At 35.1% G+C, this 15,710-nt stretch carries 20 protein-coding genes; all 20 read left to right on the plus strand.

What is annotated here, in order from left to right:
- The first annotated feature begins 2 nt into the window (after positions 1-2).
- Genes CaldiYA01_RS02145 through CaldiYA01_RS02240 form a run of 20 tightly spaced genes read left to right on the plus strand, consistent with a single transcriptional unit; the run spans position 3 to position 15,697 of the window.
- Positions 3-365, plus strand: coding sequence for a response regulator (locus tag CaldiYA01_RS02145; protein ID WP_013291202.1), 363 nt, complete (start codon positions 3-5; stop codon positions 363-365).
- A 32-nt stretch (positions 366-397) separates the two neighbouring features.
- Complete coding sequence (locus CaldiYA01_RS02150; RefSeq protein WP_207180864.1) at positions 398-793, plus strand: FliO/MopB family protein; 396 nt, start codon at positions 398-400, stop codon at positions 791-793.
- Positions 777-1,538: a flagellar type III secretion system pore protein FliP gene (gene fliP, locus CaldiYA01_RS02155; protein WP_207180870.1), complete on the plus strand. Its 762-nt coding sequence runs from the start codon at positions 777-779 to the stop codon at positions 1,536-1,538. The genes CaldiYA01_RS02150 and fliP overlap by 17 nt, the downstream gene beginning before the upstream one ends.
- 23 nt (positions 1,539-1,561) lie before the next feature.
- On the plus strand, positions 1,562-1,831 hold the full coding sequence (fliQ, locus tag CaldiYA01_RS02160) for a flagellar biosynthesis protein FliQ (protein ID WP_207180871.1): 270 nt from the start codon (positions 1,562-1,564) through the stop codon (positions 1,829-1,831).
- 22 nt (positions 1,832-1,853) lie between these two features.
- Positions 1,854-2,636 carry a flagellar biosynthetic protein FliR gene (gene fliR / locus CaldiYA01_RS02165; RefSeq protein WP_207180872.1) on the plus strand — a complete coding sequence of 261 codons (783 nt, stop codon included), beginning with the start codon at positions 1,854-1,856 and terminating at the stop codon, positions 2,634-2,636.
- Positions 2,633-3,733, plus strand: a complete 1,101-nt coding sequence (gene flhB / locus CaldiYA01_RS02170) for a flagellar biosynthesis protein FlhB (RefSeq protein WP_207180873.1) — start codon at positions 2,633-2,635, stop codon at positions 3,731-3,733. Before fliR ends, flhB begins: the two co-directional genes overlap by 4 nt.
- Positions 3,730-5,766, plus strand: coding sequence for a flagellar biosynthesis protein FlhA (flhA, locus tag CaldiYA01_RS02175; RefSeq protein WP_207180875.1), 2,037 nt, complete (start codon positions 3,730-3,732; stop codon positions 5,764-5,766). The genes flhB and flhA overlap by 4 nt, the downstream gene beginning before the upstream one ends.
- Positions 5,767-5,768: 2 nt before the next feature.
- A complete protein-coding gene (flhF, locus tag CaldiYA01_RS02180; protein ID WP_207180877.1) occupies positions 5,769-6,887 on the plus strand; it encodes a flagellar biosynthesis protein FlhF in 1,119 nt (372 codons plus the stop codon).
- Positions 6,884-7,780 carry a MinD/ParA family protein gene (locus CaldiYA01_RS02185; RefSeq protein ID WP_207180878.1) on the plus strand — a complete coding sequence of 299 codons (897 nt, stop codon included), beginning with the start codon at positions 6,884-6,886 and terminating at the stop codon, positions 7,778-7,780. The genes flhF and CaldiYA01_RS02185 overlap by 4 nt, the downstream gene beginning before the upstream one ends.
- Positions 7,781-7,795: 15 nt before the next feature.
- On the plus strand, positions 7,796-8,497 hold the full coding sequence (locus CaldiYA01_RS02190; protein ID WP_207180886.1) for a flagellar brake protein: 702 nt from the start codon (positions 7,796-7,798) through the stop codon (positions 8,495-8,497).
- A 54-nt stretch (positions 8,498-8,551) separates the two neighbouring features.
- The gene (locus CaldiYA01_RS02195; protein WP_207180888.1) at positions 8,552-10,552 is read left to right on the plus strand and encodes a chemotaxis protein CheA; all 2,001 of its coding nucleotides are present in this window, start codon (positions 8,552-8,554) and stop codon (positions 10,550-10,552) included.
- A 28-nt stretch (positions 10,553-10,580) separates the two neighbouring features.
- Positions 10,581-11,003 (plus strand): chemotaxis protein CheW, encoded by a 423-nt coding sequence (locus CaldiYA01_RS02200; RefSeq protein ID WP_207180890.1) that lies wholly within the window; start codon positions 10,581-10,583, stop codon positions 11,001-11,003.
- A 5-nt stretch (positions 11,004-11,008) separates the two neighbouring features.
- Positions 11,009-11,626: a chemotaxis protein CheC gene (locus tag CaldiYA01_RS02205; RefSeq protein WP_207180891.1), complete on the plus strand. Its 618-nt coding sequence runs from the start codon at positions 11,009-11,011 to the stop codon at positions 11,624-11,626.
- A gap of 3 nt (positions 11,627-11,629) precedes the next feature.
- Entirely contained in the window at positions 11,630-12,112 is a 483-nt protein-coding gene (locus CaldiYA01_RS02210; RefSeq protein WP_207180893.1) for a chemotaxis protein CheD, read from the plus strand.
- A gap of 17 nt (positions 12,113-12,129) precedes the next feature.
- Positions 12,130-12,321 carry a hypothetical protein gene (locus tag CaldiYA01_RS02215; RefSeq protein ID WP_207180895.1) on the plus strand — a complete coding sequence of 64 codons (192 nt, stop codon included), beginning with the start codon at positions 12,130-12,132 and terminating at the stop codon, positions 12,319-12,321.
- Positions 12,322-12,344: 23 nt separating this feature from the next.
- Positions 12,345-13,085, plus strand: a complete 741-nt coding sequence (locus CaldiYA01_RS02220) for a FliA/WhiG family RNA polymerase sigma factor (protein WP_207180897.1) — start codon at positions 12,345-12,347, stop codon at positions 13,083-13,085.
- Positions 13,086-13,119: 34 nt separating this feature from the next.
- A complete protein-coding gene (locus tag CaldiYA01_RS02225; protein WP_207180899.1) occupies positions 13,120-14,505 on the plus strand; it encodes a DUF342 domain-containing protein in 1,386 nt (461 codons plus the stop codon).
- Between the two features lie 49 nt (positions 14,506-14,554).
- Positions 14,555-14,818: a hypothetical protein gene (locus CaldiYA01_RS02230; RefSeq protein WP_207180901.1), complete on the plus strand. Its 264-nt coding sequence runs from the start codon at positions 14,555-14,557 to the stop codon at positions 14,816-14,818.
- A 31-nt stretch (positions 14,819-14,849) separates the two neighbouring features.
- Positions 14,850-15,380, plus strand: coding sequence for a DUF6115 domain-containing protein (locus CaldiYA01_RS02235; RefSeq protein ID WP_207180903.1), 531 nt, complete (start codon positions 14,850-14,852; stop codon positions 15,378-15,380).
- 20 nt (positions 15,381-15,400) lie between these two features.
- Positions 15,401-15,697 (plus strand): MltG/YceG/YrrL family protein, encoded by a 297-nt coding sequence (locus CaldiYA01_RS02240; protein WP_207182705.1) that lies wholly within the window; start codon positions 15,401-15,403, stop codon positions 15,695-15,697.
- The last annotated feature ends 13 nt before the right edge of the window (positions 15,698-15,710 follow it).

Consider the following 15,710-nt stretch of genomic DNA (forward strand, 5'->3'; position numbering starts at 1 on the left):
TGATGGCAAAAAGAATTTTGATAGTTGATGATGCAGCTTTTATGAGAATGATGTTAAAAGATATTATCACAAAAAACGGTTACGAGGTTGCAGGAGAGGCAGAAAACGGGGCTAAGGCAGTGGAAATGTATAAGGAATTAAAACCTGACCTTGTCATGATGGACATTACAATGCCTGAAATGGATGGTATCCAAGCTGTAAGAGAAATAAAAAAGATAGACCCACAGGCCAAAATAATCATGTGTTCTGCTATGGGTCAACAGGCAATGGTTATAGAATCCATTCAAGCAGGTGCACGTGATTTTATAGTAAAACCGTTCCAGGCAGAAAGAATTGTTGAAGCAATAAAAAAAGTGCTTGGATAAAAATAGATTTTTGAGGAGATAAAAATATAAAAATGGATCTTGGATTTAGGGTAGTTTTTGCGCTGATAATTATATGTCTTCTAATGTACATTACCTATTATGTGCTTAGGATTATGAACAAAAAGATGCTTGGCAGGAAAGGGGAATACATTAAGATAGTTGACCTACTTCCCCTTTCTCAAGATAGTATGCTTGTGCTTGTTGAGATTGTTGACAAGGTAATTTTGCTTGGAAAAACACAAAAAAGCATAACATTTTTGAAGGAGTTTAGCAAAGACCAACTGCTCAATTCAGGTGAGCAACATCAAAGTTTTAAGGAAATAATTGATAACCAGATTAGTTCTTCTTTTGACCTGAAGAACAAGGTACTCAACCTTTACACCCTAATAAAAGACAGTGAAGGTAAAGAAAATGATGAAAAAAAATAAATCTCTTTATATTATATCGACACTACTTTCAATTTTGATAACCATATGCGTAAAAAAAGAAATAGCACTTGCAACAGCAAGCCTTAATATAAATCTTGGCAATCCCCAAAATCCAAATGATGTATCGTCTGCCCTGCAACTTATAATATTTCTGACTATCCTAACTTTAGCACCGTCTATTTTAATAATGATGACATCATTTACGCGCATACTTATAGTTCTTGGATTTATTCGAAATGCACTCGGTACCCAGCAGATGCCGCCAAATCAGATTTTGATTGGGCTTGCACTGTTTTTGACTTTTTTTGTGATGGCACCTGTGACAGATAAAATTTATACTCAGGCTTATCTGCCATACATAAACGGAAGAATAACGTCCCAGGAAGCTCTGAAAAAGGCAGAGGAGCCTTTAAAAGAGTTTATGTTAAAAAATACACGTAAAAAAGATCTTGACCTTTTTGTAAAGCTTAGCAATGTAAATCCAAATACAAATGTAAAAGACCTTCCACTAAGAGTTGTTGTTCCTGCTTTCATAATAAGCGAGCTCAAAAGTGCTTTTGAGATGGGGTTTTTGATATATGTGCCATTTTTAATAATCGATATGGTTGTTGCAAGTATACTTATGTCAATGGGAATGCTTATGATTCCACCTGTTATGATATCACTGCCTTTCAAAATTTTGTTGTTTATTTTGGTTGATGGTTGGAATTTGGTTGTAGAGTCGCTTGTGCGAAGTTTTAAATAAAAGAAAAGTGAGAAGATGTAAATATGGATACAACCCTTGTGCTTGAGATTGCAAGACAGGCAATTTTAACAGCATTTTATGTTGCGGGGCCTATTTTGCTTGTATCAATGGTAGTGGGCATAATTATATCTATTTTGCAGGCAACTACTCAGATAAACGAGCAGACACTTACATTTGTGCCCAAATTGATAGCTATTGCACTATCTCTATTGATTTTCGGACAGTGGATGCTTGCCAAAGTGATAGAATTTACAAGATATTTGTGGACAAATATTAACCAATTTATAAAGTAACTCTATTTAAGGAAGAACTCTTATGACAGATATTATTAACGCTTTTTTAAACGGTTCATATATATTTTTTCTTGTACTTGCAAGAATGAGCGGTCTTTTTATAGCCTCACCAATATTTGGCAGAAGAAATATACCTGCGTATTTTAAGATTGGTTTTGCATTTTTCTTGAGTTTACTTGTTGTCTCAACTTACAGCTTTTCCTACAATGTACCTTCCAATTTGTTGGTGTATATCTTTGTAGTGATTAAGGAATTTATTGTTGGACTTTTAATAGGCTATATATCATATATGATATTTTCAGCTATACTTTTGGCAGGTCAAATTATTGACAATGCAATAGGTTTTGGTATGGCAAACGTCATTGATCCTATGAATGAGATTCAGGTACCTCTTTTAGGGAACTTTTTATATCTTTATATGCTTGTTGTTTTTTTTGGAACAGATGCTCATCATCTGCTTATAAGAGCTTTAATATATAGCTACAAGCTTGTACCTATCGGATATGAAGGTTTTAAAAGAGAATTTACTTGGAGTTTTTTTAGGTTTTTTTCAGAGCTTTTTTTAATAGGAGTTGAGATAAGCCTGCCAATTTTAATGAGTATGCTCATTGTAGATATAATTTTAGCTGTACTGTCACGAGCAGTTCCACAGATGAATGTGTTCATGGTAGGACTTCCTATAAAGATTGCAATTGGTTTTTTGGTGCTTGTTATAGTTCTTCCTTTCATGAACAAGATGATATTTGTGTTAATTGACAAAATAGCTGTATATACTTTTGAAACATTGAGAGGGAGCATCAGGTGAAATTAAAATTTGATATCCAGTTATTTTCTGAAGCAAGTACTAAAACTGAAAAAGCAACACCTCGAAAACGCCAAGAAGCAAGAAAGCGTGGAATGGTAGCAAAAAGCAGAGAAGTTACCTCTGCTTTTGCTTTATTGATAAGTATTCTTTTTCTAAAATTTGGTTATTCTTCAATAACTAAGCCATTGCAACAAGGGAGTAAATATTTTTTTAGTAATTTGAATTATAGTTTAGAAGATATAAGCGATGCAACCAATCTTTTAAGTGTTATTATTACAACTTCTTTGAAAATAATTCTTCCATTTTGCGTTACAATTATGTTTGTAGCAGCAATTGTAGAATGGGCACAAAGTAGTTTTCTTATTACAGGACAGTCGCTTAAAATGAGTTTTCAAAAGATTAATCCCATTGAAGGATTTAAGAGAATATTTTCAATTAATTCGGTGGTTGAACTTATCAAGTCTGTACTAAAAGTTCTGATTATAGGATACACGGGATACAGTTATACGCAAACATTTGCTAAAAAGCTTTTGGAAATGTATGAAATGAATATACTTACAATTGTCAAGTTTTCCTTTGACTCTGTTATTAATTTAATTTTATGGATGGCAGTAATGTTTTTTGGAATAGCAGTGATAGATTTCATTTTTCAGCGCCAGCAGTATGAAAAAAAGCTAATGATGACAAAGGAAGAAATAAAAGAAGAGTTCAAACAAACAGAAGGCAATCCACAGATAAAGTCCAAGATAAGAGAAAGACAGAGAAGAATTTCTCTTCAAAGAATGTTTCAGCAACTTCCCAAGGCAGACGTTGTTATAACCAATCCAACACATTATGCGGTTGCTCTTTTGTATGAACCTGAAAAGTTTGATGCACCAAGAGTGATTGCAAAGGGTAAAGATTACATAGCCCAAAAGATAAAACAGGAGGCAATAAAATACGGTATTGAAATTATTGAAAATAAAGAGCTTGCAAGGGATCTTTACAATATGTGTGAGATTGGCGATTTCATTCCGCCGGACCTTTACCATGCAGTTGCAGAAGTTTTAGCATATGTATATAGTCTTAAAAATTATCAGAAGGTGAATATAAGATGAATTTTAAAGGTGCAACTTTTTCTGTATTTGCAATAGTAATAGTATTATCGATGATACTTCCCATACCACCTAACCTGCTTGACGTTTTAATTGCTATCAACCTTTCAGTTGCACTTGTTATATTCTTAAACAGCATAAACATAAAAGAAGCTTTAGATTTTTCAGTGTTTCCATCACTTCTTCTGTTTACAACATTGCTCAGGCTTGCTTTAAATATCTCCACTACAAGACAGATATTAACTGGGCAAGGTGAAAATGTTAGGATAGTGTATACTTTTGGGAATTTTGTAATAGGCAGCAACATTGTTGTTGGTGTTATAATATTCTTTATTATAATCATCATCCAGTTTATAGTAATAACCAGAGGTGCTGAGAGGGTATCAGAAGTTGCTGCCAGATTTACGCTTGACGCGATGCCGGGCAAACAAATGGCTGTGGATGCTGACCTTAATGCGGGAATAATAACTGAACAGGAAGCACGTGAGAGGAGAAAAAAGATTCAAAAAGAGGCAGACTTTTATGGTGCAATGGATGGTGCGAGCAAGTTTGTCAAAGGTGATGCTATTGCGGCTATCTTGATTACGTTTATCAATGCACTTGGTGGACTGATAATTGGTGTTGCTATGAGAGGAGAAGATGTTACCGAGGCTATACAAAAGTATCTTCTTTTATCTGTGGGAGATGGTATTGCAGCTCAAATACCCGCACTTCTTATTTCAACTGCTACAGGAATTGTTGTGACAAAAGCAGCAGATGAGAGCAAGCTTTCGGAAAGTCTTATAAAACAATTGTTTGAATTTCATCCAAGAGTCCTCTATACTGTGGGAGGTATTTTAGCAGTACTCGCTTTAATTCCCACAATGCCAAAACTTTCGCTATTTTTCTTATCTGGGGCTATGTTTACAATGGGGTTTAGGATGAATAGTAGTCTAAAAAAGATAGAGAGTATTGAAGAAAAACAGGTTGAACAGAAAGAGGTTGAAGAACTAAAGAAACCTGAAAATGTTGTAAATCTTTTGTATGTCGATCCTATTGAAGTTGAGTTTGGGTATGGAATAATTCCGCTTGCTGACAAAGACCAGGGCGGGGACCTTTTAGAAAGGGTTGTTATGATAAGAAGGCAGCTTGCGCTTGAACTTGGAATTATTGTTCCTACAATCAGGCTCAGAGACAACATGGCACTCAAGCCTTATGAGTACAGAATAAACATAAAAGGTGTTGAGGTAGCTAAAGCAGAGCTTATGAGCGACAGCCTTCTTGCTATTAATCCTGGTTTTGTCACAGAACAGATAGAAGGTATACCAACAAAGGAGCCTGCGTTTGGGCTTGATGCAATCTGGATTTCATCTTCAATGAAAGAAAGAGCAGAAATGGCAGGGTATACTGTAGTTGACCTTCCGTCAGTCATAGCAACTCACCTTACAGAAATAATAAGACGCCATGCTCATGAGCTTTTGACACGACAGGATGTACAGAAGTTGATTGACAATGTGAAGGAAATAAATCCTGTTGTAGTGGACGAACTCATTCCAAAACTTATGACAGTTGGAGAAGTTCAAAAGGTTTTGGCAAACCTGTTGAAAGAACGGATTTCAATAAGGGATATGGTTACGATATTAGAGACGCTTGCTGACTGGGCACATACAACAAAAGACACAGATGTTTTAACAGAATATGTACGTCAGGCAATGGCAAGGTATATCACTAAAAAGTATGTATCTGGTAATGTACTCGAAGCAATTACTCTTTCCCCTGATGTTGAAGAGATAATAATGAATTCTATTCAGAAAACTGAACAGGGAAGTTTTTTAAACATTCCGCCTGATTATGTTCAAAAACTTATAAACAATCTCAGCAATATTTTAGAAAAGTTAGTAAGCATGTCGGCACAACCAATTGTTATTTGTTCGCCGATAGTTAGGATATATTTCAGGAGGCTTATAGAGAATATCTTTCCTGATGTTGTAGTACTTTCATATAATGAAATTTTACCAAGTGTGCAAATTAGAACAGTTGGGATGGTGGAAGTTTAAAGATGAGAATCAAGAGGTATTTGGCACATGATATGCAGGAAGCATTAATGAGAATAAAAGCAGATTTAGGTAAGGATGCTGTTATACTTTCAACTAAAAAGGTGAAACAAAAAGGTTTATTTGGTTTTTTCAAAAAGCCACTAATAGAAGTTACAGCTGCGTGTGAGGATGAGAAAATAACAAAGAAAGAAGAAGATTCTATAAAACAGGAAAGCTTAGCTTTGAGCCTTCAGATAACCCAGATAAAAGAACTTGAAAGAAAGATTGACTCTCTCGAAAAAGCTTTAAAAGAGGTTATAAAGAAAGAGCAAGAAGAAGGTATTACTCAAACAAAAGAACTTAGTAAGAAAAATTTTATTGATATTATGAGAGAAAATTTAATAAAAAATGGCGTTGAAAATGAAATTATAGATGTGCTGTTGTCAAACCTAAGCGGAGAAGCTTCTATAAACAGTGTTGTAAACAATATATACAAGGAAATAAAGAATATGTTAGGAGCAGCAGCACCGCTCTCGTTTAATTCTAAAATTCCTAAAATTATGTTTTTTGTAGGACCAACAGGTGTTGGCAAGACAACCACAATTGCCAAGATTGCTGCTAAGCTTATGTTTGAGGATGGGAAAAAGGTAGGATTTATTACAGCGGATACATACAGAATAGCTGCAGTTGAACAGCTTAAAACTTATGCCGAGATTATGAATATCAAAACGAAGGTGTGGTATGAGGTTGATGAGTATGATAGGATAATTGAAAATTTTTCTGACTCAGATGTAGTTCTTGTTGACACTGCAGGAAGAAGTCACAAGAATCATGAACATATGAATGAACTAAAAGCGTTTGTTGCCAAGGCAAACCCAGATGAAGTGTTTTTACTTCTAAGTGCAACAACCCAACCTGCGGTGTTCAAAGAGGTGGTGAATACTTATTCATTTTTAAATGATTATAAAGTTATCATAACCAAGGTAGATGAAGTATCAACTTATGGGAATATATTAAATATCCGATACTTTACACAAAAGCCAATTGCGTATATAACGACTGGTCAAAATGTACCTGATGATATTGAACAGTTTAACCCTGAACAATTTGCAAAACTTATCATAGGGAGTAAGGTTTTATGAGAGACCAGGCACAAGGACTAAGAAATCTTGTCAGAAAAGTTGAAATTAGTGCAAATATTTCTGCCTATCAGGGTACACAATCAAAGGTTGTGACTATTACAAGTGGTAAAGGCGGTGTTGGCAAGACAAATCTTACTGTTAACATGGCAATTGCTTTGAAAAAGATGGGTAAAAGAGTACTTATAATTGATGCTGACTTGGGACTTTCAAATGTTGAAGTTTTGCTTGGAACGTCGCCAAAATACAATGTAAAAGATGTTTTGGAGGGTAAAAAAGATATTTTTTCAATTGTTGAAGAGGGGCCGCTGGGTATCAACTTTATATCAGGCGGTTCGGGGATAGTTGATCTTGCAAATTTAGATGAGGAAAGGTTATTGAGGTTAATTGAATGTGCCCAGTTGATAAATAAATCCTTTGACGTAGTTCTTATAGATACAGGTGCAGGGATTTCACGAAATGTTATGGAGTTTGTTATGATATCAGATGAAGTAATAGTAATTACAACTCCAGAACCTACCTCTATCACAGATGCTTATGCTATAATAAAGGCAATTATAGCAAGAGATTTTAATCATAAAATAAACCTTTTAGTAAACCGGGTAAATGGGGTAAAGGAAGCAGAAGAGATTTTTTTCAGGCTAAATAGTGTGATTAAAAGGTTTTTGCAAAGAGAAGTAGAATATATAGGGTATATAGAAGAAAATAGTATTGTTTCAAAATCAGTTATCAAACAGGTACCATTTATGATATCATATGAAAAGAGCAACATTTCACGACAGGTTGAAAATGTGGCAAGAAAGATTTTAATGTCATCTGAAAGTATTGATGAAAAAAACAGGGGTGGTTTTTCACGGTTTATTGAATCAATTATCAAAAGACTTCGTGAACAATAAAAGAGGGGGCTTTTTATGCAAAAGATTTTCAAAGTAGGTGATAAGATTGAAATTGTCAGAATAGATAGACGCACATGGGAAGAAAAGGATGTGCAGTATATTTCCAAAATTGCCGATATAAAAGATGACTGTTTTTATATTTTAACACCCATAAAAGAAGGAGTTTATGTGACATTTTACATTGATGAAATTTTGAGGGTGTATAAAGTTTCAAGCGATGGTGTTTGGATGTTTGACGGCGTTGTTGAGGAGAGGTTTAAAGAACCAGAATACATGGTAAAAGTCAAACAGATATCAGATGTTAGAAAAATCCAGAGAAGAATGTTTTTCAGACTTCCAGTAAATTTGGATATATTTGTTAAACTTTTAAGTCATGATCAAATATCAAAGGAAAATAAACAAGAAGATTGGGCAGAAGAAGAGTTTTCAGAAGGAAAGATTGTAAAAGCACTTACAAAGGATATTAGCGGTGGAGGTGTATGTTTTATAGCTCAAGAAGAATTTGAAATAGGTGATATTATTTTAACCAAGATACCAATTGAACAAGAAGAACTTATCTTGAAAGCACAGATTCTTAGAAAAGAAAGGGTGCAACACCCGATGTACAGATTTATGTATGGTTGTAAATTTATTGAGGCAAGACAAAATGAAATAGACAAAATAGTCAGGTTTATTTTTGCTCAGCAACAGAAGATGAGACAAAAAGGGCTGTTATGATAATAATTATTTTCAAAAAAGCCTTTCGTGCAAAAGAAGGAGAGTGATGAAAAGATGGATATGTCTCAGTATCTTGGAATGTTCATAGAAGAAGCGAGAGATCACATTCAAAGCCTTAACGACAATATGCTAAAACTTGAAGAAAACCCTGAGGATTTGCAGCTTATAAATGAGATTTTCAGATCAGCCCATACTTTAAAGGGTATGGCTGGAACAATGGGTTTTACCAACATGCAAAAACTTACACATGCAATGGAAAATGTTCTTGCTGCTGCACGCGATGGCAAGTTAAAAGTAAATTCTAATATTATGGATATTCTTTTTAAAACAGTTGATGCGCTTGAAGCATACTTAGATGTTATAGTTGCAACAGGCACAGAAGGAAAAGAAGCAAATTTGCATCTTGTCAACGCTTTGAATGCTATTTTAGGGAAACCTGCCGAAAGCGTAACAGTTTCTTCCACCTCAAAGCCAATTAAAAAATATGAGTATGACGAATTTGTTGTAAGAGCAATAGAACGTGCGTGGAGTCAAGGGTTTAACGTTTACAAATTTGATGTTGAGCTTGACCAGAACTGTCTTTTAAAATCTGCTCGTGCATACCTTGTTTTCAGGGCAGTTGAGGAATTTGGTGAGATTATTCATTCAAAACCCTCTGTTCAGGATATTGAGGATGAAAAGTTTGATTTTGAGTTTTCTATTACTGTTATAAGCAAACAACCGATTGAAAAAATAAGAGAAAGAATTCTATCAATTTCAGAGATAAGAGAAGTAAAAGGGCTTGAGATAAAGTCTGGCGAGGTTAGCAGTGCAGAAGAAAAAGAAGAAATTGAAGAGGTGCAACAAGAGACTCCTGTCCAAGAAACTGTAAAGGTTGTACGGCAACAAAAACAAGAAACTGTGCAGAAAACAAGCAAAACAGTTAGAGTTGATATTGAAAGATTGGATGTTCTAATGAACTTGGTAAGCGAGCTTATTATAATCAAAAGCCGTATAGAAGGACTTGCCAAAAAATATAATGATAGGCAGTACGAAGAATCTATTGAGTACTTGGAGAGAATAACAACAAGTTTGCATGACGCTGTTATGAAGGTACGAATGGTACCAGTAGAGAGGGTATTTTCACGTTTTCCCAGGATGATGAGGGATTTGGCAAGAGAACTTGGAAAGGAATTTGAACTTGTAATGTCTGGTGAAGATACAGAGGTTGATAGGACTATTGTGGATGAACTTGGTGACCCGCTCATTCATCTTCTGAGAAATGCTGCTGACCATGGGATAGAGGACCCTGATGAAAGGGTCAAAACTGGTAAATCAAGGAGCGGAGTTATTAAACTTTCGGCTTATCATGATGGAAACAATGTTGTTATTGAAGTAGAGGATGATGGTAAAGGAATTGATTTGGAAAAGGTAAAGCAAAAAGCGATAGAAAAGGGACTTTTGAAAGAAGACCAGATAGAATTGTCAGACCAGGAAATAATAGATTTTTTGTTCATGCCGAGCTTTTCAACAAAAGACAAGGTTACAAATCTTTCTGGACGTGGGGTTGGACTTGATGTTGTAAAGACCAAAATTGAACAGCTTGGTGGAATGGTTGAGGTAAAGACACAGAAAGGAAAAGGAACAAAGTTTATTATAAGACTTCCGTTGACTCTTGCTATCATTCAGGCATTGCTTGTTACTGTACATGATGAGATATATGCAATTCCTGTTGCATCAATCAGAGAGATTGTGGATGTTGCAAAAGAGGATATAAAGATTGTTCAAAAGGGAAAAGAGATAATCATGCTGAGAAATCAGGTGATTCCAATAAAGCATTTACATTCCATTGTGGGGTTAGAGCCAGTTCTTGACAAGAAGAAATTTACTGTTGTAATAGTAAGACGTGGTGAAAAGCTGACAGGAATCATTGTTGACAGGCTTTTAGGGCAGCAGGATATTGTTATAAAATCTCTTGGAAAGTATTTAGAGGGAATTAGGCTCATATCTGGTGCAACAATACTTGGCGATGGGTCTGTTGCTATGATACTTGATCCGAACATGTTAACAGTGTAAGAAAAAAGTATAGAGGTGAAAAGAGAAGATGGAACAATATTTAGTTTTCAGGCTTGCAAATGAACATTATGGGTTGAGTGTGAACAATATAGAAAACATAGAAAAGATTATGCCGATAACTAGAGTACCTCATACAAAGGAGTATGTGAAAGGAGTTATAAATCTTCGTGGTGAGATTGTACCAGTTATAGACCTTCGTGAAAAGATTGATGTTGAGAAAGAGGCGTTTAGTGAGGAGACAAGAATTTTGATTGTTAACTGGAAAGGCGAGTTCAAAGTAGGACTTATAATTGACGAGGTTTTAGATGTGGTATATCTTACCAAAGAAGATTTTGATCAGGCAACAAGAGACAGGAACGAGTTTAAGTTTTCTATTGCAAAGTATAACGGCTTGCTCATAAACATCATCAACCTTGAAGATGTGCTTTTTGAAAAAGCCGAGGAGGTTTAATTTTTATGAATTTGTCAAACAGCGAAATAAACGAAATGTATTTAGATGTATTAAAAGAACTTGGGAACATAGGAACAGGTAATGCAGTGTCAGCTCTTGCCATGATGATAGGTAGAAAAATAAACATGAAGGTTCCTGTTGTAAAGATGGTAAAACTCCAAGAAGTTCCAGAAATTCTTGGCGGAGCAGAGATACCCGTAGTTGGAATATTATTGAACGTGGAAGGCGACATAGAAGGATTTATAATGTTTGTGATGTCTCAAGCATCAGCTCACCTTCTTGTTAACATGTTAATGGGTACAACTTTAAATGGATACAATGAATTTACTGACATAGAAAAGTCTGCTTTGATGGAGATCGGAAACATTTTAGCTGGGGCATATTTAACAGCACTATCAACTCTTACAGGTTTTAAGATGATTCAGTCTGTTCCCCAGCTTGCTGAGGATATGGCAGGTGCAATTTTAAGCTTTCCTGCTATTCAGTTTGGCGAGACAGGGGACACTGCTCTTTATATCGAAACAGAGATTTTTGAAGAAAGCAGTAGGATTGTTGCTGATTTTTTCCTTATACCAACAATAGAGTCATATAAAAAAATGTTAAAGGCACTGGGAGTAGCATAAAAGATGATGGAGATTATAAAAGTAGGCATGGCAGATTTAAATGTTACTGGTTATCCAAATGCGCTTACCACACTTGGACTTGGTTCTTGCGTTGGGGTGTGTATATACGACACAAAGACAAAGATAATAGGAATGATACATATTATGCTTCCTTACAGCTGGGGTGTAAAAAATAATACTAATCCTGCGAAGTTTGCGGATACAGGTATACCCCTACTCATAGAGAAAATGGAAGAGCTTGGTGCTACGAAAAAAAATATGGTTTCCAAACTTGCAGGTGGAGCTCAGATGTTTGAAGTAACACGTTCTGAGTTTATGAACATTGGAAAAAGAAACGTAGATGCTGCCAAAAAAGTTTTATATGAACAAAATATACCTATTGTAGCAGAAGATACTGGAGGAAATTATGGTAGAACTATTATATTTTACTCTGAAGATGGTAGGCTTGAAATAAAAACAATTGGCAAGGGGACAAAAACAATTTAAAGGAGAAGACTTGAAAGTTGAAAGGGGAGCAATTATTACCTGAGATTTTAGCGCTTGTAGGTGGGAGTATAGTTCTTGTTACATGTCTTTTTACAAAAAAATCCGGAGATTATACATTTTTTGCAACTGCTTTAGTGTCGATTATAGGTTATGTGTTTGGAAGTATAATAATGAGTTTATTGAATGACAACAAGGACCATAATCCTTGAGTAGTTGAGAGGTACGAATAGGTATGGATGATGCATTTTTGTGGGAGAAGTTTACAAAGACAAAAGACCCTAAGATAAAAGAACAGCTTATAATAAAATATATGCCACTTGTAAAGCTTGTAGCTGGCAGGATGGCCATTTATTTTGGTGGCAATGTTGAATATGACGATTTGGTAAGTTATGGTTCGATTGGTCTTCTTGATGCAATAGAGAAGTTTGATAGTCAAAAAGGAGTCAAATTTGAGACATACGCTTATACAAGAATAAAAGGAGCAATAATTGACTGTGTTAGAAGTCAAGACTTTTTGCCCAGAAGCATTCGACAGAAAGCAAAAGAGATAGAAAGAGCGTACATTGAGATAGAAAAAGAAGGTAAAACACCGACAGTTCAGGAAGTTGCCAAGAGAATTGGGATTTCGATTGATGAACTTCAGAAACTGCAAGAAAAGATATCCAGTGGTATGATTATTTCACTGGAAAGTTTCTTGGAACAGAACTATGAAAGCAAAATTGGCGGACTTGAAGATTTTGTGTCTCAGCCGGAACATTTTATAGAGAATGAAGAGCTCAGAGAAGTCTTGAGACAACAGATAGATAGTCTTATGGAGAATGAAAGGATGGTGATAGTGCTTTATTACTATGAAGATCTTAGCATAAAAGAGATAGCAAAAATCCTGGGTGTATCTGAGTCACGTGTTAGTCAGCTTCACACACGAGCACTTTTAAAACTCAGAAGTGCGTTACAAAAGTATTTGGAAAAGTAGTATTTATTTTTTGCGGGGAAAGGGGTACATTAAAATGTCAAATGAACAAAAGGTTGATATAAAGGTTATGGTGACATCTGATAGATTAAAAGCAAGTATAGTGCTTATACAGAATCAAAATGGTATAGATTTGACATATGAAAATGTGATGAATAAATTGAGAGAAAATAAAATTACATTTGGGATAGATGAAGAAGCCATAAAGAAGATTATTGAAAATCCTATTTTTGGGACACCTGTTGTGGTAGCTCAAGGAAAGCCGCCTGGTAAACCTGTGGATGGCAAGCTTATATACCACTTTGATGTCAAACGTGAGATAAGACCCAAAGAACTTCCTGATGGAAGAGTAGATTACAAGGACTTAGGAATTGTCCAGAATGTGCGAAAAGATGATGTTCTTGTCACGATGATAGATCCAATTGATGGAGAAAATGGTATGGATGTTTTTGGAGGGGTGATAAGAGGGCAAAAAGGTAGGAAGTTAAATCTCCCAAGGGGGAAAAATACATACATAGATTCTGACGGTCATACATTAAAAGCTGCGTGCGATGGTCAGGTGTGCATAATTGATGGAAAGGTTACAGTATTAAATACATTGGAGATTAACTCTGATATAGACAATTCAACGGGTAACATAAACTTTGTTGGTAATATTCACATAAAAGGAAGTGTGCTTTCTGGGTTTAAGGTTGTTGCTGAGGGGAATATAGAGGTAGATGGTATTGTCGAGGCAGCTGAAATTGAGGCAAAAGGAAATGTAGTACTGCACAAAGGAATAACAGGTATGGGTAAGGGCAGAGTTATTGCCGGCAAGAGTGTTTTTGCAAAGTTTATTGAGAATGCTACTGTTGTTGCTGGAGAAGATGTTCAGGCAGAAGCAATTGTTCATAGTGACATAAAGTGCGGTAATAAACTTGTACTTGTTGGCAGGAAAGCTTCTATTGTTGGTGGGTCTTGTAAGGTTGGTAAAGAGGTTGAAGCAAAAGTGATAGGTTCGTATCTTTCTACTGTTACTGAAATAGAAGTTGGGGTTGATCCTATTATGTTGGAAAGGTACAGAGAGATAAAAAAAGAGATGTCAGAGTTAAGAGAAAACATAAAAAAATGTGATCAAGGAATTGAGGTTCTGAAAAAGATAGAAGCAGCAGGTCTTTTAACAGATGAGAAAAGAGAGATGCTTCAAAAATTTACAAGGTCAAAGATAACAGCATCAGAAAGATTAAAAACATTGCAGAGTGAATTTGAAGAAATTGAAAAGCGACTTGAGGAGAGAAACGAAGGGATTGTTAAGGTTCAGGATACAGTATATCCAGGGGTTAAGATAACAATAGGGAATGTATGTAAACTTATAAAAGAACCAGTAAAATATTGTAAGATTTATAGAGAGGATGCAGATATAAAGATAGCACCATATGCTTAAAGATAACTATATTTAGAATTTCCTTGGAAATAAAAGGAGATGAAAGAAAATGAATATAAGACCAATTGATGTAAAGATTTTGTACCCAAAATCGACAGAGGTGTCACAGGTTGTGCTTAGTGAGCAACAGAAAGAGAATATGTTAAAACACATAAATAGCCAGAAAAACCAGTCAAAGGTATATGAAGATTTGAGAAGGGTTAGAGAAAAGGAGAATGTATCTGAAATTAGGTTTACACAAAAACAAGAAAAAGAAAAACAGGAATCTAAGAAATCCAAAAAGCAACAGAAGGGATTTGATATTAGAATATAAAGTTTTGTGTTAAGGAGAAGATAAGAAGAAAATGGATGCCTATGTAATATTATTTATATTTTTTGGGTTAATTGTAGTATTGTGGTCGCTGAGGTTGTTAAAAAAGGATATAGAAAGAGGAGAGAAGATTTTACATGAATCAGAAAAGGCTCAAAAAACTCTTTCACAGCTTTTGAATGAAGCCATTGAGACTATTGAAGAATTAGATAATTTTGGTGAATATATTATTGAAAGAATAGAAAACAAGGTAAGATGGGCCAAAGGTGAGATCTTAGACATTGAAAAAGTGCCAATCAAAGGTAATACTGAGCATCTAAACACTGAAAAAAAAGTTGAAAAAACGAACGAAACAAAAACTTATGCACAAAAAGAAGATTTTATTGAACATGTAAATGATATGCGAAAAAATGAGAGCAAAAAACAGTCAAAAGAAGAGCTTTACAGAAAAGCAGTTGATCTTTACAAACAGGGGTATACAGTAGATGAGATTGCATCGATCTTAAATATTGGCAAGGGTGAAGCAAAACTTGCTATAAGAATAGTTGGGAGGGAGAGAAGCTGAGGTGGTACAAGTTTTTGTTGCTGGGGATAGGAATTGGATGGATACTTGGTGTTTGTGCAATGTATTTTATCACTATTTCGAACGCTAAAGAAGTTTTACCAAATCTTAATAGTACGGTGGACATTTATATTGACAATATTGAAAACATTGCAGATGTTCTTTACCGAAATGGAGTTATTCAGGACAAAGAGTCGTTTGAAAGGTTTTTAAAAAGCAAAAATCTAAATTCTAACTTATTGGTGGGGCGAAGGATACAATTTTTGAGAGCAATGACATATGAAGAGATTTTTGAAGCAGTATATAATAGTCATAAGTAAAGCAAGCGGGGTT

It is taken from the genome of Caldicellulosiruptor diazotrophicus, assembly GCF_017347585.1.
Lineage (GTDB): Bacteria > Bacillota > Thermoanaerobacteria > Caldicellulosiruptorales > Caldicellulosiruptoraceae > Caldicellulosiruptor > Caldicellulosiruptor diazotrophicus.

Excerpts from the sequence above, each read along its gene's own strand:
- CaldiYA01_RS02190 (WP_207180886.1), top strand. The coding sequence starts at position 7,796 with ATGCAAAAGATTTTCAAAGTAGGTGATAAGATTGAAATTGTCAGAATA.
- CaldiYA01_RS02220 (WP_207180897.1), top strand. The coding sequence starts at position 12,345 with ATGGATGATGCATTTTTGTGGGAGAAGTTTACAAAGACAAAAGACCCT.
- CaldiYA01_RS02235 (WP_207180903.1), top strand. The coding sequence starts at position 14,850 with ATGGATGCCTATGTAATATTATTTATATTTTTTGGGTTAATTGTAGTA.
- CaldiYA01_RS02195 (WP_207180888.1), top strand. The coding sequence starts at position 8,552 with ATGGATATGTCTCAGTATCTTGGAATGTTCATAGAAGAAGCGAGAGAT.
- CaldiYA01_RS02185 (WP_207180878.1), top strand. The coding sequence starts at position 6,884 with ATGAGAGACCAGGCACAAGGACTAAGAAATCTTGTCAGAAAAGTTGAA.
- CaldiYA01_RS02200 (WP_207180890.1), top strand. The coding sequence starts at position 10,581 with ATGGAACAATATTTAGTTTTCAGGCTTGCAAATGAACATTATGGGTTG.
- fliR (WP_207180872.1), top strand. The coding sequence starts at position 1,854 with ATGACAGATATTATTAACGCTTTTTTAAACGGTTCATATATATTTTTT.
- flhA (WP_207180875.1), top strand. The coding sequence starts at position 3,730 with ATGAATTTTAAAGGTGCAACTTTTTCTGTATTTGCAATAGTAATAGTA.
- CaldiYA01_RS02150 (WP_207180864.1), top strand. The coding sequence starts at position 398 with ATGGATCTTGGATTTAGGGTAGTTTTTGCGCTGATAATTATATGTCTT.
- fliP (WP_207180870.1), top strand. The coding sequence starts at position 777 with ATGATGAAAAAAAATAAATCTCTTTATATTATATCGACACTACTTTCA.
- flhF (WP_207180877.1), top strand. The coding sequence starts at position 5,769 with ATGAGAATCAAGAGGTATTTGGCACATGATATGCAGGAAGCATTAATG.
- CaldiYA01_RS02225 (WP_207180899.1), top strand. The coding sequence starts at position 13,120 with ATGTCAAATGAACAAAAGGTTGATATAAAGGTTATGGTGACATCTGAT.
- CaldiYA01_RS02145 (WP_013291202.1), top strand. The coding sequence starts at position 3 with ATGGCAAAAAGAATTTTGATAGTTGATGATGCAGCTTTTATGAGAATG.
- CaldiYA01_RS02230 (WP_207180901.1), top strand. The coding sequence starts at position 14,555 with ATGAATATAAGACCAATTGATGTAAAGATTTTGTACCCAAAATCGACA.
- CaldiYA01_RS02210 (WP_207180893.1), top strand. The coding sequence starts at position 11,630 with ATGATGGAGATTATAAAAGTAGGCATGGCAGATTTAAATGTTACTGGT.
- fliQ (WP_207180871.1), top strand. The coding sequence starts at position 1,562 with ATGGATACAACCCTTGTGCTTGAGATTGCAAGACAGGCAATTTTAACA.
- CaldiYA01_RS02205 (WP_207180891.1), top strand. The coding sequence starts at position 11,009 with ATGAATTTGTCAAACAGCGAAATAAACGAAATGTATTTAGATGTATTA.